This window comes from Streptomyces sp. NPDC059037, from assembly GCF_042740015.1.
Lineage (GTDB): Bacteria > Actinomycetota > Actinomycetes > Streptomycetales > Streptomycetaceae > Streptomyces.
Genome location: NZ_JBHYIG010000117.1, coordinates 1 through 20481, shown reverse-complemented (window position 1 = coordinate 20481; position 20481 = coordinate 1). Strand labels below are relative to the sequence as shown.

The window sequence follows — 20481 nt, the reverse complement described above, 5'->3', positions numbered from 1 at the left end:
GGGCATTCCCTCCGGGCGTCAGGGCGGTGTCAGTGAAGGAGGCGGCTAGCCATACATGCGGCGCATCGCGAAGTCGACCATCTGCTCGACGGCCTTCGCGTCGAAGACCATGCGGTGCTCGCCCTCCATGTCGAGCACGAAGCCGTACCCCGTCGGCAGGAGATCGATGACCTCCGCGCCCGTGATCACGAAGTACTTGGACTCCTTGCCCGCGTACCGCCGCAGCTCCTTGAGCGAGGTGAACATCGGGATCACCGGCTGCTGGGTGTTGTGCAGGGCGAGGAAGCCGGGGTTGTCGCCGCGCGGGCAGTAGACCTTGGACGTCGCGAAGGCCTGCTGGAAGTCCTCCGCGGACATCGAGCCCGTGGTGAAGGCACGCACCGCGTCCGCGAGGGACGGGGGCGACGGCTCGGGGTAGAGCGGGGGCTGCTGCGCATACCCGCCCGCACCGCCGGGCATCTGCGGCGGCGGCTGGGCCCCCGGCGGGGCGTACTGCTGCTGGGCGCCAGGGCTCTGGTCGTAGCCGTACATGACCGCAAGAGTACTGAGCCCGCGCGAGTACTGAGTCACAGATGACCCATGAGGGGTTGCTTCTTATTACCGACGGGTAGCATCATCGTAGCTACTTGCTGGTACTGATCCTGTTGATCCCTTTTCTGCTTACGGAGCCGTCGCCATGGGGCACTACAAGTCGAATCTCCGCGACATCGAGTTCAACCTCTTCGAGGTGCTCGGCCGCGACAAGCTGTACGGCACCGGCCCGTTCGCGGAGATGGACGTCGACACCGCCAAGAGCATCCTCGACGAGCTGCGCAGGCTCGCCGAGAACGAGCTGGCCGAGTCCTTCGCGGACGCCGACCGCAACCCTCCGGTCTTCGACCCGGAGACCAACACCGCACCGGTCCCGGAGTCCTTCAAGAAGAGCTACCAGGCCTTCATGGACTCCGAGTACTGGCGCCTCGGCCTGCCCGAGGAGATCGGCGGCACGACCTCGCCGCGCTCGCTGATCTGGGCGTACGCGGAGCTGCTGCTCGGCGCCAACCCGGCGGTGTGGATGTACTCCTCCGGTCCGGCGTTCGCGGGCATCCTGCACGAAGAGGGCAACGAGGCGCAGAAGAAGATCGCCGCGATCGCCGTCGAGAAGCAGTGGGGCTCGACGATGGTCCTGACCGAGCCGGACGCCGGTTCGGACGTCGGCGCGGGCCGCACGAAGGCGACGCTGCAGGAGGACGGCTCCTGGCACATCGAGGGCGTGAAGCGCTTCATCACGTCCGGTGAGCACGACATGTCGGAGAACATCCTCCACTACGTCCTCGCGCGCCCCGAGGGCCACGGCCCCGGCACCAAGGGCCTGTCGCTCTTCCTCGTCCCGAAGTACGAGTTCGACTGGGAGACCGGCGAGCTGGGCGAGCGCAACGGCGTGTACGCCACGAACGTCGAGCACAAGATGGGCCTCAAGGCGTCCAACACGTGCGAGATGACGTTCGGCGACCAGCACCCCGCCAAGGGCTGGCTGATCGGCGACAAGCACGAGGGCATCCGCCAGATGTTCATGATCATCGAGTTCGCCCGCATGATGGTGGGCACGAAGGCGATCGCGACGCTGTCGACGGGTTACCTGAACGCCCTGGAGTACGCCAAGGAGCGCGTGCAGGGTCCGGACCTGGCCCAGTTCATGGACAAGACGGCGCCCAAGGTCACCATCACGCACCACCCGGACGTACGCCGCTCGCTGATGACGCAGAAGGCGTACGCGGAGGGCATGCGCGCGCTGGTCCTGCACACCGCGGCGGTCCAGGACGACATCCAGATCAAGGAGGCGGCGGGCGAGGACGCGTCGGCGCTGATCGCCCTGAACGACCTCCTGCTGCCGATCGTGAAGGGCTACGGCTCGGAGAAGTCGTACGAGCAGCTGGCGCAGTCGCTCCAGACGTTCGGCGGCTCGGGGTACCTCCAGGAGTACCCGATCGAGCAGTACATCCGTGACGCGAAGATCGACACCCTCTACGAGGGCACCACGGCGATCCAGGGCCAGGACTACTTCTTCCGGAAGATCGTCCGCAACCAGGGTGCCGCGCTGAACGGCCTCGCCGAGGAGATCAAGAAGTTCCTCGCGGTCGGCACGGGCGGCGAGGAGCTGGCCGGCGCCCGCGAGGAGCTGGCCAAGGCCGCGGTCGAGCTGGAGGCCATCGTCGGCGTCATGCTGACGGACCTCGCGGCGACGGAGCAGGACGTCAAGTCCATCTACAAGGTGGGCCTCAACACGACCCGCCTCCTGATGGCCTCGGGCGACGTGGTCGTCGGCTACCTGCTGCTGCGGGGTGCGGCGGTGGCCGCGGAGAAGCTGGAGACGGCTTCGGCGAAGGATGTCGCCTTCTACCAGGGCAAGATCGCCGCGGCCAAGTTCTTCGCCACGAACGTCCTGCCGGGGGTCGCCTCGGAGCGGAAGCTCGCCGAGGGCGTCTCCCTGGACCTGATGGAACTGGACGAGGCTGCGTTCTAGCCCCTCACCCGTCCCCTGCGGCCCGCCTTCCCCTCCGGGGGGGGCGGGCCGCGGTGCGTTGCCTGCCCGGCAGGCTTTCCCTCCGGGGGGCGGGCACCCCTCCGGGGAGGGAGGCCGCGGTGTACCCACCGCTACCCTCCTTCCCCTCCCGGGGGGGGGCGGGCCGCGGTGCGTTGCCTGCCCGGCAGGCTTTCCCTCCGGGGGCGGGCACCCCTCCGGGGAGGGAGGCCGCGGTGTACCCACCGCTACCCCACCCATCCCGGCGCTGCGCGCCGACTCTTTCCCGCCCGCCCACCCGATTACCCCGCGCCTGACACCTCGCCGGGCCGCACTGTCGCCCTGCGGATCCGCTCCTTCCTTCACGGCACTTCGTGCCGATTACCCCACCCGCCCACCCGATCACCCCGCGCGCAGGCAGCACTGTCACCCGGCGTCGGCGCATTCGTCTGCGGACCCGCTCCCTCCTCGCCGGCGCTGCGCGCCGGATTACCCCACCCACCCACCCGTTCACCCTGCAGATCCGGGTGACCGGGTGGGCGGGGAAGAGCCGGCGCGAAGCGCCGGGGCAGAGCCAGACGGCGCCGCAGGCGAAGGGCCGCACCGAAGCCCCCGGGTACAGAAACTCCCGTTTAAGGCCGCCCGCAGGCCCCGGCCCCGCTAGCTAGGCTGGAAGCCATGAGCACCCCCGCCCGCCCGTCACCCGCCGCCGCCCCTGCAAAGACCGCCGCGCGCGCCCCTCTCGTCTTCGACCGCGGCCACTCCGAAGACCTCATGACCTTCCTGGCGGCAAGCCCCTCCCCGTACCACGCAGTGGCCACCGCCGCCGAGCGGCTGGAGAAGGCCGGCTTCCGCCAGGTCGAGGAGACCGACGCCTGGGACGGTTCGACCGGCGGGAAGTACGTGCTGCGCGGCGGCGCCATCGTCGCCTGGTACGTCCCCGCGAGCGCGACCCCGCACACCCCCTTCCGTATCGTCGGCGCCCACACCGACTCCCCGAACCTGCGGGTGAAGCCGAGGCCGGACAGCGGCGCCCACGGCTGGCGCCAGGTCGCGGTCGAGATCTACGGCGGACCGCTGCTCAACTCCTGGCTGGACAGGGACCTCGGCCTCGCGGGCCGCCTCTCCCTGCGCGACGGCAGCACCCGGCTCGTGAACATCGACCGCGCCCTGCTCCGCGTACCGCAGCTGGCGATCCACATGGACCGCGGGGTCGTCGCCGACGGCCTCAAGCTCGACAAGCAGAAGCACATGCAGCCCATCTGGGGCCTCGGCGACGACGTGACCGACGGCGATCTGATCCGCTTCGTCGCGGAGGAAGAGGGGCTCGCCCCCGGCGACGTATCCGGCTGGGACCTGATGACGCACCCCGTCGAGGCGCCCTCCTTCCTCGGCCGCGACCGCGACCTGATCGCGGGCCCCCGGATGGACAACCTCCTGTCGGTGCACGCCTGCACGGCCGCGCTCGCCGCCGTGTCGACGGCCGACGAAGCCGGCTCCCTCCCGTACATCCCCGTACTCGCCGCCTTCGACCACGAGGAGAACGGCTCGCAGTCGGACACCGGCGCGGACGGCCCGCTGCTCGGCAGCGTCCTCGAGCGGTCCGTGTTCTCGCGCGGCGGTTCGTACGAGGACAGGGCCCGCGCCTTCGCCGGGACCGTCTGTCTGTCCTCCGACACCGGCCACGCCGTGCACCCCAACTACGCGGAGCGGCACGACCCGACGCACCACCCGCGCGCCAACGGCGGCCCGATCCTCAAGGTCAACGTCAACAACCGGTACGCGACGGACGGCTCCGGACGCGCCGTGTTCGCCGCCGCGTGCGAGAAGGCCGGCGTGCCCTTCCAGAGCTTCGTGTCGAACAACTCGATGCCCTGCGGCACGACGATCGGCCCGATCACCGCGGCCCGGCACGGCATCAAGACCGTCGACATCGGTGTGGCGATCCTGTCCATGCACAGCGTGCGCGAGCTGTGCGGGGCGGACGATCCGCACATGCTGGCCAACGCGTTGGTGGCGTTCTTGGAGGGCTGAGTACGCTGGGGGTGTTCGAAACACGCACAACGACACAGGGGTTGAGGCCAGGTGGAGTTCCAGCTGCTGGGACCGGTGACAGTCGCCGGAGGCAGCGGAACGGTACCCCTGGGCCCGGCCAAGCGCCGCAGCCTGCTCGCCGCTCTGCTGCTTCGGGCGGGCACGCCGGTCTCGGTGGACGCCCTGACCGACGCGCTGTGGGACGACGAACCCCCCATGCACGCGCGCACGGTCATCCAGGGGCATGTGTCGCGGCTGCGGGCGCTCCTCGTGGAAGCGGGTCTCGATGCGTACGGCGTCGAACTCGCCACGCAGGGCGGTGCGTACGCCCTGCAGTTCCCGGAGACGCTGCTCGACGTCAGCCGCTTCGAGGACCTCGTCAAGCTCGCCGGGCAGCAGCGGGACCCGGCAGACGCGGCCCTGATGCTGCAGGAGGCGCTCGCGCTGTGGAACGGTCCCGCGCTGACCGGCACCGTGCCGACGGGGCCGATGCTGGCCGCGGCGCGGGGCCTTGAGGAGAGCCGGCTCGTGACCGTCGAGCAGCTCGCCGAGACGTACGGGCGGCTCGGCGCGCACGGCCAGGCGGTGGCGCTGCTGCGTACGGAGTCGGTGCAGCATCCGTTCCGTGAGGCGCTGGTGGCGGCGTTGATGCGGGCGCTGCAGCGGTGCGGGCGGCAGTCCGAGGCGCTGGAGTGCTTTCACCGGACGCGGGAGCGGTTGGCCGAGGAGATGGGGGTCGACCCGGGTAAGACGCTGCGGCGGGCCTACGCGGAGATCCTCGACGGCGAGCCGGATACGGGGAGCCATCCGACGCTGGCGGCGGCGATGCGTGCCTCCGGCCGGGGCGCCTCCCCGAAGAAAAGCCCTCCCACCCATCCGCCCGTTCACCCCGCAGCGACTCCTGAACCCGAGAAGACCGCCGCGGCCGAGACCGACCCCGCCCCTGCTGTGGGCAGGCGTTCCGCAGGGCGGAACGGGTGGGCACAGCCTTCACCGCAGGGTGCCGGTGAACAGAGGGCCCAGAACCTCCTCCCCCGGGCCCCTCGAAGCTTCGTGGGCCGCGAGGAGCAACTGGCGGCGCTCGAAGCCGCGGTGGCCGACAGCCCGGAGGGGCCCATCGCGCTCCTCACCGGCCCCGCCGGAGTGGGCAAGACCGCCCTCGCCCTGCACTGGGCGCACCGTGCGGCCGAGCGCCACCCGCAGGGCACCCTCTTCGCCGACCTGCGGGGATTCAGCGGAGGCGAGGCCGCCCAACCCTCGTACGTCCTGCGGGAGTTCCTCCTGGCCCTGGGCGTACAGCCCCAGGACGTCCCCGGCGGCATCGAGGCCGCCGCGGCCCTGTACCGCTCCCTCGTCGCGGAGCGACACCTCCTCGTCGTACTCGACAACGCACGGGACTCCGCCCAGATCCGCCCCCTGTTGCCCGGCACCCCCCACGTGACCACCGTCGTCACCAGCCGCAACCGCCTCGACGGCCTCATCGCCTCGGATCTCGCGCGCCCCGTCCCGCTGGGCGTGCTCGGCGAGCGGGACGCCGCCGAGCTGTTCGTCCGCGCCCTGGGGCGGACCGGCGGCGCGGACGCCGCCGCCGTGCGCCAGGTCGCCCGCCTCTGCGACGGTCTGCCGCTCGCCCTGCGCATCGCCGCCGCCAGGCTCAGCGGCCGCCCGCAGTGGTCCGTGGCCGATCTCGCCGCCGAACTCGCCGACGGCCAGCGGCGGTTGGCGCTGCTCTCCGCCGAGGACACCGGTGTCGCCGCCGCCCTGCGCACCTCGGTCGACCGGCTGCCGGACGGCGACGCCTGGCTGCTCGCGTCGCTGGCCCGCGCGTTCACCCGTGACGTGGACGCGTACGCGGCGGCCGCCGTGGCGGGTACGGATGTCCCGGGCGCGCACGAAGGGCTCGACCGGCTCGCCGCCGCGCATCTGATCCAGGAGGAGTCGCCGGGGCGGTACGTCCTGCACGATCTCGTACGGCTCTACGCCCGCAGCCTGGACGGCCCCGCCGACGCCGACCTGCGCCTGGTGGACCACTGGCTGCGCTCCCTGGACGCCGCGGTCCACGCCATCGACACCACCGGCTACCGCGACTGCGCACTGCCCGCCGGCTGCCTGCCGGGACCGGTCCGCGCGTTCGCCGACCGGGACACAGCCCGCGGCTGGTTCGCCGCCGAGCAGGACGGGCTGCTCGCGGCGAGCGCCGCCGCCGCGGGACTCGGCGACGACGACCGCGCCTGGCGGCTCGCGGTACTGATCTGGCCCACGGTCCTGTGGCGCCCCCACCTCGGCTGGCGGGCCCCGCTGGAGCGCGCCCTGGAGGCGGCAGGGCGGGCCGGCAGCGACGAGGGCGTCGGGCGGCTGCACTCCACCCTGGGCGTGCTGCTCGTCGAGACCGGGCACCACGAGGCGGCCCTGGGGCACCTGGAGCGCTCCCTGGATCCGCTGCACCGCGCGGGACTTCCCGAGATCGCCGCCCAGGTCCTCGTACTCATCGGCATCGCCCGCATCCACCTCGACGACCCGGAAGGCGCCCTGCGCGCGCAGGAGGAGGCCGTCCGCACGGCGCGCGAGAGCGGCCACTCCACGGCGGCGCTCCTTGAGCACCACCACGCCGCGCAGCTCGCCCTCGCCGGCGGCGACCAGGCGGCCGCCGCCGAGCACGCGGCCCGCGCGCTCGCATCGGTGCCGCCGGACGAGACCGCCGGCTGGCGGCCGCTGATCTGGGAGTCGTACGGCATCGCCCTGCACCGCGCCGGGCTGCACCACGAGGCGCGCGCCGCCCTCCTGACCGCACTCACGGTGACGGAGGAGGAAGACCTTCCGGCGCGCACCGCGGGGGCGCTCACCCAGCTCGGCGAGGTGGCATCCGTACTCGACGGGCCCGAGCGCGGAGCGGACTACCGGCGCCGCGCCGAGGAGCTGCGGCGCTCCATCCCGGACTCCTCCATGTGACCTCGCCCCTCTCTGACCTGGGTGTACGGAACGTTAGCCAGGTGTTAGCGGGACGGCAGCGGTGGGCGGCAGGCTCCTTCTCACAGGCCCGAACCGACCGTCACACGGGGGAGTCACCACCATGCGCAGCAAGGCCCGCAAGAACACTGCCGTCGCCCTCGCGGCGGTCGCCGCCCTGTCGATCTCGCTCACCGCCTGCAACAGCGACGGCGACGGTGACGGCGACGGTGACGGCGACGACGGCAAGGCATCCGGGTCCTCCTCAGAGGTCGGCACCTCCGACTCCTCCGGCTCCTCCGACACCTCCGACTCCTCCGGCTCCTCCGACTCCGCGAAGAACACGTCCGGAGGCACGGTCGGCGGTTCGTCCGGCGGCAGCGAGGCCGCTCCGGCAGGTGCCGACGACTGCACACTGGCCACCTCGAAGATCGTCATGCAGGAGACCGGCGGCTCCGCGCCCGTCGTCCTGCTCAAGATCACCAACAAGGGCGACAAGCGCTGCTCGGTCTTCGGCGCCCCGTTCATCAGCGACCCGACGGCCGGCAAGAACCTCCCGGTGGCCGAGGACACCCGGCCGCAGTCCGTCGTCGGCGTCGAGCCGAACCAGTCCGCCTACGCCGCGATCGGCCTCGCGGCCAAGGAGTCCGGCGACACGCACCGCACCAAGACGTTCGACGTCACGCTCGCCACGAAGGACGGCAAGGGCACGGACGGCCACGCCTCGGTCGGCTCCCCCGGCCCCGCGGGCCTGCTCCTGGACAGCTCCTCGCAGGTCACGTACTGGCAGAGCACCTCCGAGGACGCCCTGGCCTGACGGCGGCCTCCCCCATGACCCACAGCCGGTCCGTGTCCTCACTTCCCCCAAGTGGCACGGGCCGGCTGTGTCGTTCCCGCCGCGGGGTAGTCATGGCGCCATGAGACTTCTCGTACGCGACAGGCTGTTCGGCATCGGCGACGACTACTGGATCGAGGACGACCAGGGCCGCAAGGTCTTCCTCGTCGACGGCAAGGCGATGCGGCTGCGCGAGACCTTCGAGCTGAAGGACATGCAGGGCCGCGTCCTCATCGACATCCGCGCCAAGATGCTGGCCCTGCGCGACACGATGGTCATCGAACGGGATGGCGAGCAGCTGGCCAGGGTCAAGCGCAAACGCCTCTCACTCCTGCGCAACCACTACCGCGTGGAGCTTGTCGACGGCACGGAACTCGACGTCAGCGGCAAGATCCTCGACCGCGAGTTCGCCATCGAGTACGACGGCGAACTCCTGGCCGACATCTCCCGCCGCTGGTTCCGCGTCCGCGACACGTATGGCCTCCACGTCGTACGCGAGGACGCGGACCCGGCCCTGCTCCTGGCGGTCACGGTCTGCGTGATCCGCCTGGCAGAGAAAGAACGCAGCGACGAGGATTAACCGTCCGCTCCCGCTGTGGGCAGGCGTTCCGCACGGCGGAACGGGTGGGCACAGCCCGAAGCCGCGGGGCACCGATCAACAGGGCGCCCACCCCGCGGAGACCTCAGCGCCGCGGTGCGTCCACGCCGAGCAACCGATCCTTCAGCGCAGGGAACTGCTCCCGGGTAACCCCCACCTTCAAGGGGTCCAGGTCCACGGTGAGGACCTCCTCACCGTCCCCCGCCTCGCAGAGCACCTCACCCCACGGATCGACGACGACACTGTGCCCCGCCTGCGGAACACCGGCATGTGTCCCCCCGGTGCCACAGGCAAGGACGTACACCTGATCCTCGACAGCCCGAGCCCGCGCGAACAACAACCAGTGCTCCCGCCGCTTGGCAGGCCACCCCGCCGGCACCACGAACATCTCGGCCCCCGCATCCACAAGCCCCCGAAACAGCTCAGGAAAGCGCAGGTCGTAGCAGGTGGCGAGCCCCAAGGTGGTCGACGGAAGCCGCACAGTGGCCAGCTCCGCCCCCGCCGCCATCATGACGGCCTCCCCCTTGTCGAAGCCGAACCGGTGGATCTTCCGGTAGGCGGCGGCGAGTTCACCGTCAGGGGAGAACACCAGAGAGGTGTTGTAGAGCGGCCCTTCAGGGTCCCGCTCCGGAATGGACCCGGCGTGCAGCCACACTCCCGCGTCACTCGCCGCCTTGGCCATCGCCTCGTAGGTAGGCCCCTCCAGCGGCTCCGCCTCAGTGGCGAACGACTCGTACGCGAAAGCGCCGGTCGTCCACAGCTCGGGAAGAACGACGAGATCTGATCCCTCCCGCGCACTCACCTCACGTACCAGTGAAGCGACGCGCGACCGGCGGGAATTGACCGGTTCGTCCTCGTCTACGGCGATCTGGATGAGGGAGGCGCGCACACTACCACCGTCCTGGCATTCGAGCCGTCTATGCAGGCCTACGATCGTCACACGAAAGCACTGCCGGGGTGCCTGTGGGCAGCGTACTGTGACTTTCCGGGGGCGGCCCCCGGACCCCCACAAACGCGTCTCAGACACCCACCGCCCGCGTACGACCGTCGAGGGGTCCCGTGAGTCTCCATCCCAGCCTGCAAAACTACGCCGACGCCTGGACCCATTCCGTCACGGCGATATCCGAGCTGGTGTCGCCGCTCGCCGAGGGGGAGTGGAACTGGGCCACGCCCTGCCCCGGCTGGTCGGTGCGGGACATCGTCTCGCATGTCATAGGCCTCGACTGCGAGATGCTGGGCGACCCGCGCCCCATCCACACGCTGCCCCGCGACCTGTACCACGTACAGACCGAGGGCCAGCGGTACATGGAGATGCAGGTCGACGTGCGGCGCCACCACACCGCGCCCGAGATGACCTCCGAGCTCGAGTACACGATCATCCGCCGCTCGCGGCAGCTGCGGAACGAGTCGCGCGAACCGGACACGAAGATCCGCGGTCCGCTCGGCAGCGAGCAGACCCTCGAACTGGCCACGCGGATGCGCGCGTTCGACGTCTGGGTGCATGAGCAGGATCTGCGTACGACGCTGAAGAAGCCCGGCAACCTGGACTCGCCCGGCGCTCTCGTCGCCCGCGACCTGCTGCTGCACGGGCTGCCGAAGGTCGTCGCCAAGAAGGCGGGCGCGCCCGCGAATTCGGCGGTCGTCTTCGATGTGAGCGGTGCCGTCGAGTTCCTGCGCACGGTCCGCGTCGACGCCGAAGGCCGCGCCACGGTCGACAGCGCCCCCTCGCTCGGCCCGCTCGCGACGCTGAGCCTGGACTGGGAGACGTACTTCCGTCTGGCGTGCGGCCGTATCTCGTACGCCTCGGTGGCCGACCGCATCAAGATCGAGGGCGACCACGGCCTCGGCGAGGCGATCCTGCGGGAGTTCGCGGTCACGCCGTAGCCGGACGCATGCCGCTCCCGCGAGGCAGTACCGGGCGGGAGCGGCTGGCGATGTGCGTGACGGTCAGACGGGGACGTGTACCGCCTCGACCCTGCTGGCCACGAGCCGTTCCCGCTCCCTGCGCACGGCACGCGTCCGCAGCCGCAGGATCTGGCTCAGGCCGATCGCCTCGAGGACGAAGACCGCCGAGAAGGCGATCCGGTAGTTGTCACCGGTCGCGTCAAGCAGGACGCCGATGGCCAGCAGCGTGGTCATGGAGGCGACGAAGCCGCCCATGTTCACGATGCCGGACGCCGTGCCCTGCCGCTCCGGCGGATTCGCGGGCCGCGCGAAGTCGAAGCCGATCATGGACGCGGGGCCGCAGGCGCCGAGCACGGTGCAGAGCGCGACGAGCAGCCCCATCGGGGCGTGGTCGCCGGGGTAGTGGATCGTGACCGCCCACATGACGGCGGTCGCCGTGACCGTACCGATGGCCAGCGGCGTACGGGCCGCGTGGTGCCGGGCGACGATCTGGCCGTAGACCAGGCCGATCACCATGTTGGACAGCACGACGAGGGTGAGCAGCGTCCCGGCCGAACCGCGCGAGAGCCCCTGCGCCTCGACGAGGAACGGCAGCCCCCACAGAAGCAGGAACACCATCGCCGGGAACTGCGTGGTGAAGTGCACCCACAGGCCGAGCCGGGTGCCGGGCTCGCGCCAGCTCAGGGCGATCTGCTTGCGCACGAAGGCGCCACCGGTGTGCCGCACGGGCGCCGGCTCGTGGCCCTCGGGGTGGTCCTTGAGGAACAGCGTCATCAGTACGAGGACGACGACGCCGCAGAGCGCGCTGCCGGCGAAGGCCGCGGTCCAGCCGACGGAGTGCAGCAGCCGGGCGAGGACAAGGGTCGAGACGAGGTTGCCCGCCATGCCGACGAGCCCCGCGAGCTGCGCGACCAGCGGGCCGCGCCGGGCCGGGAACCAGCGGGTGCCGAGCCGCAGGACGCTGATGAACGTCAGCGCGTCGCCGCAGCCGAGCAGGGCGCGGGACGCGAGGGCCATCGCGTACGAAGGGGAGAGCGCGAAGCCGAGCTGCCCGAGCGTGAACAGCACGACCCCGATGGTCAGCACCTTCTTGGTGCCGAGCCGGTCGACCATCAGGCCGACGGGTATCTGCATGCCCGCGTACACGAGCAGTTGGAGGATCGAGAAGGTCGAGAGCGCGGACGCGTTGACGTGGAAGCGGTCGGCGGCGTCGAGCCCGGCGACGCCGAGGGAGGTCCGGAAGATGACGGCGACGAAGTAGACGGAGACGCCGATCGACCAGACGAGCACGGCGCGCTTGCCGCCGGGCGGGTCACCGGGAAGGGAAACGGGAGCGGAGGCAGCACTCACCGAGACCACCTCCGGTCCCCTTGCACCGGCGCGGAGCAACGCCTGCCCTGCCCACCCTCATCAGCCGCGGGGTAACGGGTGGGTGGGCGGGAAAGATGCCGCGAAGCGGCAGACGAAATCCCGACGACGGCGGACGGCGCCCCCTCAAAGAGCCTCCTCATCGAACCTCGCCCCGCGCAAGGTTCTGGAACCACCCGACGTGCCGGGTGATCACCGCCTCCGCGGCTTCCGCGTCCGCGGCCCGCAAGGCGTCCAGAATCTCCTCATGCTCGGCCAGCGTCTTCGCGATCCGGTCGGGATGGGAGTGCATCACGGCAACCCCCATCCGCAGCTGCCGGTCACGAAGCTGGTCGTACAGCCGCGCCAGAATCTCGTTGCCCCCGCTCCGCACGATCTCGGCATGAAAGCACCGGTCGGTCACAGCGGCAGCGGAAAGATCCCCGGCGGCGGCCTGCTCCCGCTGCTGCCGCAGCAGCTCTTCAAGGCGGCCGATAAGCCCCGCAGGAGCCGGCACGGCCTTGCGGACCGAGTGCGTCTCCACGAGCAGCCGCGTCTCGACGACATCGGCGATCTCCTGCGCGGAGACCGGCAGGACCAGCGCCCCCTTCTTGGGGTAGAGCCGGAGCAGCCCCTCGACCTCCAGCTTCAGGAGGGCCTCCCGCACCGGGGTGCGGGACACCCCCACGGCCTCGGCGAGCTCGCCCTCGGTGAGCAGCGTGCCGCCTTCGTAGCGGCGGTCCAGTACGCCCTGCTTCACATGCGCGTAGACGCGCTCGGCGGCGGGCGGCGGTTTGACGGCGGGGGTCGCGGAGGCGGCGGGGACGGCTGGGGCGGCAGGCATGCGCACAGCATAGATACAACACGTACGCATCGCCTCGTCCATTTCACGATGCGGACATCACCCTCACGGGGCGCATCCTTCTGCCCCCGTTGCGAGTCGTACCATCTAGCGGCACCCTCATGTGGCCGCATTCCAGGGGCATTTGGAGCATAGAACTTGAACACCCCCATTAAGGGCATTCGACGCGCATCGGCCGTCATCGTCACCGCGGGAGCGGTGCTCGCGGGCGGCGCCCTCACCACGCCGGCCCACGCGGCCGCACCCCCGAAGCCGTCCATCGTCGCCAAGGGCGGCTATGTGATGAACAACGGCACGGGCAAGACCCTCTTCACCAAGGCCGCCGACACCCGCCGGTCCACCGGCTCCACCACCAAGATCATGACCGCCAAGGTGGTGCTTGCGCAGTCGAACCTCAACCTCGACTCCAAGGTCACGATCCAGAAGGCCTACAGCGACTACATCGTCAAGAACACCGCCTCGTCCGCCCGGCTGATCGTCGGCGACAAGGTCACCGTCCGCCAGCTCCTGTACGGCCTGATGCTGCCGTCCGGCTGCGACGCCGCGTACGCGCTCGCCGACAAGTTCGGCAAGGGCTCCACCCGCGCGGCCCGCGTGAAGTCGTTCATCGGCAAGATGAACGCGCAGGCCAAGACCCTCGGCCTGACGAACACCCACTTCGACTCGTTCGACGGCATCGGCGGCGCGGGCAACTACTCCACGCCCCGCGATCTGACGAAGCTCGCGAGCAGCGCGATGAAGAGCTCCACGTTCCGTACGGTCGTGAAGACCAAGTCGACGAAGCAGAAGGTCACGACGAAGACCGGTGGCTACCGCTACATGTCGTGGTCGAACACGAACAACCTGCTCGGCAGCTACAGCGGCACGATCGGCGTGAAGACCGGCTCGGGCCCGCAGGCCAAGTACTGCCTGGTCTTCGCCGCGACCCGTAACGGCAAGACGGTCATCGGCACGGTCCTCACGTCCACCTCCGCGGCCAACCGCACGACGGACGCGAAGAAGCTGATGGACTACGGCTTCAAGAGGTAGCCCTTCGCGAAACAAGCTTCTCGGTACGCGTGCTGCTGGGCCGCTACGCCCAGGTGATGAGCCGCTTGGGCTGCTCCAGGATCGCCGCCACATCGGCGAGCACCTTGGAGCCGAGCTCGCCGTCGACCAGACGGTGGTCGAAGGAGAGCGCAAGGGTCGTCACCTGGCGCGGCTTGACCTTGCCCTTGTGGACCCACGGCTGGAGCTTGATCGTGCCGACCGCGAGGATCGCGGACTCGCCCGGGTTCAGGATCGGCGTGCCCGTGTCGACGCCGAAGACGCCGACGTTCGTGATCGTGACCGTGCCGCCCTGCATCGCGGCCGGGGACGTCTTGCCGTCCCTGGCCGTGGCGACCAACTCACCGAGGGACTCGGCCAGTTCGGGCAGCGTCTTGGCGTGCGCGTCCTTGATGTTCGGGACGAGCAGGCCGCGCGGCGTCGCGGCGGCGATGCCCAGGTTCACATAGTGCTTCTGGACGATCTCCTGATTCGCCTCGTCCCAGGCCGCGTTGACGTCCGGGTTGCGCCGGATCGCCACGAGCAGGGCCTTGGAGATGAGCAGCAGCGGGTTCACCCGCAGGCCCACGAAGGCCTTGTCCTGCTTGAGCTCCTCGACGAGCTTCATCGTCCGCGTCACGTCCACCGTCACGAACTCCGTGACGTGCGGCGCCGTGAAGGCCGAACCGACCATCGCCTGGGCGGTGGCCTTGCGGACTCCCTTGACGGGGATGCGGGTCTCGCGGGCGTCGGGGCTCACGGCGGCTGCCGGGGCGGGGGCGGGAGCCAGGGCCTCGGTGGTCACCGCCGGCCGGGGCGCGGCCGCGGGCACGGGGGCTGCGGGCGCGGGGGCGACCGCTGCCACCGCCGCGTGCACGTCCTCACGCGTGATGATCCCGTCCGGACCCGACGGTGTGACCGCCGCCAGGTCGACACCCAGATCCTTGGCGAGCTTGCGCACCGGCGGCTTGGCCAGCGGCCGCTCGCCCGCGGGCGAAGCCACAGGCGCAGGCGAAGGCGCGGAAGCGAGCGCCGACGTGCTGGTGCCGTTCAACTCGGCCTGTACGGACGCCGCGTAGTACGTACCGGCCGGCGGCTGCTCGGCCTGCTCCGGCACGGCCTTGCGCGCGCGCCGCTTCGTCGAGGACGCGGCGACGCCGTACCCGACGAGCACGGGCTGGCGCCCCTCGGAGGCCGGCTCATCGGCGGCAGCGGGTGCCTCGGCGGGGGCGGCGACCGGCTCGGCGGGCGCCGCGGCAGCTGCGGGCGCCGCGGGGGCCGCCCCGCCCGACACGTCGACCGTGATGATCACCTGGCCGACGTCGACCGTCGTGCCCTCGGGAAAGCGCAGCTCCCCCACGACGCCGTTGAACGGAATCGGCAGTTCGACGGCGGCCTTGGCGGTCTCCACCTCGCACACGACCTGGCCGTCGGTGACGGTGTCGCCCGGCGCCACGTACCACTTGAGGATCTCGGCCTCGGTGAGTCCCTCGCCCACGTCGGGCATCTTGAACTCGGCAAGAGCGGTGTCTGTCATCGTCGTCACGACCCTCTCCCTCAGTACGCCAGCGAGCGGTCGACGGTGTCGAGCACCCGGTCAAGGCCCGGCAGGTACTCCTCTTCGAGGCGGGCCGGCGGGTACGGGGCGTGATAGCCGCCGACCCGGAGCACCGGGGCCTCCAGGTGGTAGAAGCACCGCTCGGTGATGCGCGCCGCGATCTCCGCGCCCGTACCGAGGAACACCGGGGCCTCGTGCACGACGACGAGGCGGCGGGTCTTCTCCACCGAGGACTGCACCGTGTCGAAGTCGATCGGGGACATGGAGCGCAGGTCCACGACCTCCAGGGACTTGCCCTCCTCGGCGGCGGCCGCGGCGGCCTCCAGACAGACCTTCACCATCGGGCCGTACGCGGCGAGCGTGAGGTCGGTGCCCTCGCGGACGACCTGGGCCTTGTGCAGCGGACCCGGAATCGCGTCCTTGTCGACCTCGCCCTTGTCCCAGTAACGCCGCTTCGGCTCGAAGAAGATCACCGGGTCGTTGCTCTGGATGGCCTGCTGCATCATCCAGTAGGCGTCCGACGAGTTGGAAGGCGAGACGACCTTGAGCCCCGCCACGTGCGCGAACAGCGCCTCGGGCGACTCGCTGTGGTGCTCGACCGCGCCGATGCCGCCGCCGTACGGAATGCGGATGACGACCGGCATCTTGATCTTGCCGAGCGCGCGGGCGTGCATCTTCGCGAGCTGCGTGACGATCTGGTCGTACGCGGGGAAGACGAAGCCGTCGAACTGGATCTCCACCACCGGGCGGTAGCCCCGCAGGGCGAGCCCGATCGCCGTACCCACGATGCCGGACTCGGCGAGCGGGGTGTCGATGACCCGGTCCTCGCCGAAGTCCTTCTGCAGCCCGTCCGTCACCCGGAAGACGCCGCCGAGCTTGCCGACGTCCTCACCCATGATGAGGACCTTGGGGTCGTTCTCGAGCGCCGTGCGCAGCGATTCGTTGATCGCCTTGGCAAGGGGAAGTTTCTGTACGCCCATGGTTACTTGGCCTCGCCTTCAGCGAACGACGCCTGGTACGCGGCGAACTGGGCGCGCTCCTCGTCGACGAGCGCATGCCCGTCCGCATACGCGTTCTCGAAGATCGCCATCAGATCCGGATCCGGCATCGCCCGCACCACCTCTCGCACTCGCTTTCCCAACGCTTCGCTCTCCGCTTCGAGTTCCGCGAAAAATCCCTCATCCGCGTGACCTTCGGACTCGAGATAGGCCTTCAGGCGCAGGATCGGGTCCTTCGCCTCCCAGGCCACACGCTCGTCGTCGTTGCGGTACTTGGAGGGGTCGTCGGAGGTGGTGTGCGCGCCCATGCGGTACGTGAACGCCTCGATCAGCGCCGGGCCCTCGCCCGTGCGGGCCCGCTCCAGGGCCCACTTGGTGACGGCGAGCACGGCGAGCACGTCGTTGCCGTCGACCCGCACACCGGGGAAGCCGTAGCCCTGCGCGCGCTGGTAGAGCGGCACCCGGGTCTGCTTCTCGGTGGGCTCGGAGATCGCCCACTGGTTGTTCTGGCAGAAGAACACGACGGGCGCGTTGTAGACCGCGGAGAAGGTGAACGCCTCGGCCACGTCTCCCTGGCTGGAGGCGCCGTCCCCGAAGTACGCGATCACGGCCGAGTCCGCGCCGTCCTTGGCCACGCCCATGGCGTACCCGGTGGCGTGCAGGGTCTGCGAGCCGATGACGATCGTGTACAGGTGGAAGTTGTTGGTGTTCGGGTCCCAGCCGCCGTTGTTCACGCCGCGGAACATGCCGAGCAGGTTCGTCGGGTCGACCCCGCGGCACCAGGCGACGCCGTGCTCGCGGTAGGTCGGGAAGACGTAGTCGTCGTCGCGGGTAGCGCGTCCCGAGCCGATCTGGGCGGCCTCCTGGCCGAGCAGCGAGGCCCACAGGCCCAGCTCGCCCTGGCGCTGCAGGGAGGTGGCCTCGGCGTCGAAGCGGCGGGTGAGGACCATGTCGCGGTACAGGCCGCGCAGGTCGTCGGCGGTGACGTCGGCGACGTACGCGTCGTACTCGGCGTTCTTGACGCGCTTGCCCTCCGGAGTCAGCAGCTGTACGAGCTGAGGCTCCGTGCTCTTCTTCGGGGCGGCCTTCTTGGCGCTGGCGCGCTTCCCGCCGCTCGTACTGCTGCGGCGCGGTGTGCGCGCGGCGGTGCTCTCCACGGTCACGTGTGCTCCTCCGTCGGTCCGGCCCCCGGGATTACCGGGTAAGCCAGTGCGGCTCGCCTGCTCCGTGCCCGCGCACGGGGTGGGTGCGACTCGGCCGGGAACAGGCGTGACAGGTGCCCCGGCGAGCGCCCTGCACAATGCACGTTACCCAGTGCTTCCCAATTCTGTGAAACCCCATCTGACCTGCGAATTTGCTTGGATTTCCAAGTACCTGACTGCTTGGATTTCCGAGTAAATCGAGAAAGGCGGGAACACTTCCTGGTCACAGCACTGATCACAGCCTGGCAGGGGGCCGGAACACCGGCACGTTATCCCGGCCACCCCGCGCACGGGAAGGGTTCACGGGGTACGGGTAGAGATCGTCCACCCGGGCGCACAAAGGCATGGTGTGTGAGACTGACACCGTGCGCGAAGACGGAAAAATTACGGTATTCCTCCTCGACGATCACGAAGTGGTCCGGCGTGGAGTTCATGAGCTGCTCTCCGTGGAGTCCGATATCGAGGTCGTCGGCGAGGCGGGCACGGCGGCCGACGCCCTGGTCAGGATCCCGGCCACGCGCCCTGATGTGGCCGTTCTCGACGTACGGCTTCCGGACGGCAGCGGGGTGGAGGTCTGCCGCGAGATCCGTTCGCAGAACGAGGACATCAAATGCCTGATGCTCACCTCGTTCGCCGATGACGAGGCCCTCTTCGACGCGATCATGGCCGGCGCTTCCGGCTATGTACTCAAGGCCATTCGCGGCAATGAACTGCTCACCGCCGTACGTGATGTGGCGGCCGGAAAGTCCCTGCTCGACCCGGTGGCGACGGCCCGCGTCCTGGAACGCCTTCGCGACGGGAACAACCCCAAGGGCGACGACCGCCTCGCGAACCTCACCGACCAGGAGCGGAAGATCCTCGACCTGATCGGCGAGGGCATGACCAACCGCGCGATCGGCGAGCGACTGCACCTCGCCGAGAAGACGATCAAGAATTACGTCTCCAGCCTGCTCTCGAAGCTGGGCATGGAGCGGCGCTCCCAGGCGGCCGCGTACGTGGCGCGCCTGCAGGCGGAGAAGCACCACTGAACGGACCCGCGCACCGGCAGGGGGGCTGTTCCACCAGGAGGGTGATCCGCCATGCGAGCTGTCGCGGTCAAGGCGTTCAAGGCCGAACCTGAGCTGATGGAACTGCCGGATCCGTTCCCCGGCCCCGGAGAAGTGCTCGTCAGGGTCGACTTCGCCTGCCTGAACCCCTACGACTGGCAGGCCGCCGACGGCCTCCTCGAAGGCGAGGCGCCCCACGTCTTCCCGCTCGTCCTGGGCGTCGATTTCGCGGGCCGGGTGGACGCGGTCGGGCCGGGCGCCGAGCGCTTCCACGTGGGCGAAGCCGTCTTCGGCCAGGCGTCCAGGCCGCCGATCGGCGCGGGCAGCTACGCCGAATACGTGACGATGCCGCAGGACGCGGTGATCTCCAGCGTCCCGGCGGGCCTGAGCCTGGAGAGCGCGGCGGTCCTGCCGACCGCGGGGATGACGGCGGCGCAGATCCTGCAGACCGCGGGGGTCCGCGAGTGCGCGAGCCTCCTGGTCATCGGTGCGACGGGCGGCGTGGGCACCCAGCTCACCCAGCTCGCCGCGGGCCGTGAGGTCCGTGTCCTCGCTGCGGTGCGCGGCGACGAGCGGCACCGGATGGCCGCCCTGGGCGCCGCCGTCACGATCGACACCACGTCGCGGGACCTGTCCGCCGCGGTCCGCGAGGAGTACCCGCAGGGCATCGACGCCATGGTCGACCTGGTCTCCGGCGACCCGGAGTCCTTCGCCGCCAACGCCGCCCTGGTCCGGACCGGCGGTGTCGCCCTCACCACCCGCTCCGCCGCCGACCCCGCGCAGTCGCCGCCCGGCGTCGAGGTCGTCGACTTCGACCTGCGGGCCAGCTCGGAACTGCTCGACATCCTGGCCGCCGCGGTCGTCAAGGGCGTCCTGGAGGTCCCGATCGAGGCGGAGGTGCCCCTGGAGAAGGCTCCACGGGCGATCGCCAAGGCCCGGGGCGGCGGGGCGCGGGGCAAGACGGTGCTTGTGCTCTGAAGGACTTACGTCCCGATCCTCTAGGGGCGGGATCCTCTGTCCTGGCACCTCCCCGTGCCCGAGGGTGGATGCCATGCCCACCGACGAACCGGACGAACAGGACGAACAGCTCGCCTACGAACTGCTCAGCCGCACCGACTACGGCCGGGTGGCGACCAGCATGCGCGCGCTGCCCTTCCTCGCCGCGGCCCGCCACATCGTCGTGGACGGGCGCATCCTGCTGCGGATGCACAAGGGGTACGGCTACCACCAGGCCTGCATCGGCAGTGTCGTCGCCTACGGAGCGGACAATCTCAACTCGGCGAGCGCCCGCACGGCACAGTGGACCGTGCAGTTCGTCGGCGTCTGCGAGGTCATCGAGCCGACCAACGACGAACTGGAGCTGTTCGGCCCGGGCCCGCACTACGTGGACGGCGATCTCTACGACCCGGTCTACCTCCGGATAGAGCCGCAGCTTGCCACCGTGCACACGCTGCACGGCGGCCGGGACCGCCGGCTTCAGCACCTTCGGTAGACGGGCCCCAGAGGCGCAGAACGCGGGGCCCGGGGGGGGGGGGGCGTGTGGGGGGGGCCCCCGCCGGGGGGGGGGTTATAACCCCGAGGATTTGTGGACGCCCGGCCACCCCGCGGGGGGCGCGGCCCCCCG

Annotated in this window: 17 protein-coding genes; 10 read left to right on the top strand and 7 right to left on the bottom strand. The window is 70.4% G+C overall.

Translation table 11 applies throughout. The features are described from left to right. Positions 1 to 45: 45 nt before the first annotated feature. Positions 46 to 531 (bottom strand): SseB family protein, encoded by a 486-nt coding sequence (locus ACFWY6_RS23625; RefSeq protein WP_384693665.1) that lies wholly within the window; start codon positions 529 to 531, stop codon positions 46 to 48. Between the two features lie 145 nt (positions 532 to 676). On the opposite strand from ACFWY6_RS23625, the gene ACFWY6_RS23620 reads away from it, so the two are divergent. The 5 genes from ACFWY6_RS23620 (at position 677) to ACFWY6_RS23600 (ending at position 8895) form a co-directional block, all read left to right on the top strand. Then, positions 677 to 2503 (top strand): acyl-CoA dehydrogenase, encoded by a 1827-nt coding sequence (locus ACFWY6_RS23620; RefSeq protein ID WP_384693663.1) that lies wholly within the window; start codon positions 677 to 679, stop codon positions 2501 to 2503. A 675-nt stretch (positions 2504 to 3178) separates the two neighbouring features. Further along, positions 3179 to 4534 (top strand): M18 family aminopeptidase, encoded by a 1356-nt coding sequence (locus ACFWY6_RS23615; RefSeq protein WP_384693660.1) that lies wholly within the window; start codon positions 3179 to 3181, stop codon positions 4532 to 4534. Positions 4535 to 4609: 75 nt separating this feature from the next. Then, the gene (locus tag ACFWY6_RS23610; RefSeq protein ID WP_384693657.1) at positions 4610 to 7483 is read left to right on the top strand and encodes a BTAD domain-containing putative transcriptional regulator; all 2874 of its coding nucleotides are present in this window, start codon (positions 4610 to 4612) and stop codon (positions 7481 to 7483) included. A 121-nt stretch (positions 7484 to 7604) separates the two neighbouring features. Continuing rightward, positions 7605 to 8297: a DUF4232 domain-containing protein gene (locus ACFWY6_RS23605; RefSeq protein ID WP_384693654.1), complete on the top strand. Its 693-nt coding sequence runs from the start codon at positions 7605 to 7607 to the stop codon at positions 8295 to 8297. A gap of 100 nt (positions 8298 to 8397) precedes the next feature. After that, entirely contained in the window at positions 8398 to 8895 is a 498-nt protein-coding gene (locus ACFWY6_RS23600; protein ID WP_384693651.1) for an LURP-one-related/scramblase family protein, read from the top strand. Positions 8896 to 8998: 103 nt separating this feature from the next. Here ACFWY6_RS23600 and ACFWY6_RS23595 read toward each other — a convergent pair whose 3' ends face one another. Continuing rightward, positions 8999 to 9802 carry a carbon-nitrogen family hydrolase gene (locus tag ACFWY6_RS23595; RefSeq protein ID WP_384693648.1) on the bottom strand — a complete coding sequence of 268 codons (804 nt, stop codon included), beginning with the start codon at positions 9800 to 9802 and terminating at the stop codon, positions 8999 to 9001. 170 nt (positions 9803 to 9972) lie between these two features. Between ACFWY6_RS23595 and ACFWY6_RS23590 the strand changes: the two genes are divergently transcribed. After that, positions 9973 to 10797 carry a maleylpyruvate isomerase family mycothiol-dependent enzyme gene (locus ACFWY6_RS23590; RefSeq protein WP_384693645.1) on the top strand — a complete coding sequence of 275 codons (825 nt, stop codon included), beginning with the start codon at positions 9973 to 9975 and terminating at the stop codon, positions 10795 to 10797. Between the two features lie 63 nt (positions 10798 to 10860). Here ACFWY6_RS23590 and ACFWY6_RS23585 read toward each other — a convergent pair whose 3' ends face one another. Both ACFWY6_RS23585 and ACFWY6_RS23580 read right to left on the bottom strand, forming a co-directional pair. Further along, complete coding sequence (locus ACFWY6_RS23585; protein ID WP_384693643.1) at positions 10861 to 12168, bottom strand: nitrate/nitrite transporter; 1308 nt, start codon at positions 12166 to 12168, stop codon at positions 10861 to 10863. A gap of 157 nt (positions 12169 to 12325) precedes the next feature. Further along, complete coding sequence (locus ACFWY6_RS23580; protein WP_384693641.1) at positions 12326 to 13009, bottom strand: GntR family transcriptional regulator; 684 nt, start codon at positions 13007 to 13009, stop codon at positions 12326 to 12328. 156 nt (positions 13010 to 13165) lie between these two features. On the opposite strand from ACFWY6_RS23580, the gene ACFWY6_RS23575 reads away from it, so the two are divergent. Further along, positions 13166 to 14056: a D-alanyl-D-alanine carboxypeptidase family protein gene (locus ACFWY6_RS23575; RefSeq protein ID WP_384693638.1), complete on the top strand. Its 891-nt coding sequence runs from the start codon at positions 13166 to 13168 to the stop codon at positions 14054 to 14056. A gap of 43 nt (positions 14057 to 14099) precedes the next feature. Here the strand turns inward: ACFWY6_RS23575 and ACFWY6_RS23570 are convergent, their stop codons facing one another. Genes ACFWY6_RS23570 through pdhA form a run of 3 tightly spaced genes read right to left on the bottom strand, consistent with a single transcriptional unit; the run spans position 14100 to position 17772 of the window. Next, positions 14100 to 15599, bottom strand: a complete 1500-nt coding sequence (locus ACFWY6_RS23570) for a dihydrolipoamide acetyltransferase family protein (RefSeq protein ID WP_384693635.1) — start codon at positions 15597 to 15599, stop codon at positions 14100 to 14102. Between the two features lie 11 nt (positions 15600 to 15610). Beyond that, positions 15611 to 16591: an alpha-ketoacid dehydrogenase subunit beta gene (locus ACFWY6_RS23565; RefSeq protein ID WP_384693633.1), complete on the bottom strand. Its 981-nt coding sequence runs from the start codon at positions 16589 to 16591 to the stop codon at positions 15611 to 15613. Between the two features lie 2 nt (positions 16592 to 16593). Continuing rightward, the gene (gene pdhA / locus ACFWY6_RS23560) at positions 16594 to 17772 is read right to left on the bottom strand and encodes a pyruvate dehydrogenase (acetyl-transferring) E1 component subunit alpha (RefSeq protein ID WP_384693630.1); all 1179 of its coding nucleotides are present in this window, start codon (positions 17770 to 17772) and stop codon (positions 16594 to 16596) included. A 404-nt stretch (positions 17773 to 18176) separates the two neighbouring features. Here pdhA and ACFWY6_RS23555 point away from each other — a divergent pair, with 404 nt between their 5' ends. From ACFWY6_RS23555 to ACFWY6_RS23545, 3 genes are all read left to right on the top strand, one after another. Then, the gene (locus tag ACFWY6_RS23555; protein ID WP_323178597.1) at positions 18177 to 18839 is read left to right on the top strand and encodes a response regulator transcription factor; all 663 of its coding nucleotides are present in this window, start codon (positions 18177 to 18179) and stop codon (positions 18837 to 18839) included. A gap of 51 nt (positions 18840 to 18890) precedes the next feature. Then, positions 18891 to 19835, top strand: a complete 945-nt coding sequence (locus ACFWY6_RS23550; RefSeq protein WP_384693627.1) for an NADP-dependent oxidoreductase — start codon at positions 18891 to 18893, stop codon at positions 19833 to 19835. Between the two features lie 73 nt (positions 19836 to 19908). Beyond that, positions 19909 to 20349 (top strand): pyridoxamine 5'-phosphate oxidase family protein, encoded by a 441-nt coding sequence (locus ACFWY6_RS23545; protein WP_266864326.1) that lies wholly within the window; start codon positions 19909 to 19911, stop codon positions 20347 to 20349. The last annotated feature ends 132 nt before the right edge of the window (positions 20350 to 20481 follow it).

Excerpts from the sequence above, each read along its gene's own strand:
- ACFWY6_RS23625 (WP_384693665.1), bottom strand. The coding sequence starts at position 531 with ATGTACGGCTACGACCAGAGCCCTGGCGCCCAGCAGCAGTACGCCCCG.
- ACFWY6_RS23620 (WP_384693663.1), top strand. The coding sequence starts at position 677 with ATGGGGCACTACAAGTCGAATCTCCGCGACATCGAGTTCAACCTCTTC.
- ACFWY6_RS23615 (WP_384693660.1), top strand. The coding sequence starts at position 3,179 with ATGAGCACCCCCGCCCGCCCGTCACCCGCCGCCGCCCCTGCAAAGACC.
- ACFWY6_RS23605 (WP_384693654.1), top strand. The coding sequence starts at position 7,605 with ATGCGCAGCAAGGCCCGCAAGAACACTGCCGTCGCCCTCGCGGCGGTC.
- ACFWY6_RS23600 (WP_384693651.1), top strand. The coding sequence starts at position 8,398 with ATGAGACTTCTCGTACGCGACAGGCTGTTCGGCATCGGCGACGACTAC.
- ACFWY6_RS23580 (WP_384693641.1), bottom strand. The coding sequence starts at position 13,009 with ATGCCTGCCGCCCCAGCCGTCCCCGCCGCCTCCGCGACCCCCGCCGTC.
- ACFWY6_RS23565 (WP_384693633.1), bottom strand. The coding sequence starts at position 16,591 with ATGGGCGTACAGAAACTTCCCCTTGCCAAGGCGATCAACGAATCGCTG.
- ACFWY6_RS23550 (WP_384693627.1), top strand. The coding sequence starts at position 18,891 with ATGCGAGCTGTCGCGGTCAAGGCGTTCAAGGCCGAACCTGAGCTGATG.
- ACFWY6_RS23545 (WP_266864326.1), top strand. The coding sequence starts at position 19,909 with ATGCCCACCGACGAACCGGACGAACAGGACGAACAGCTCGCCTACGAA.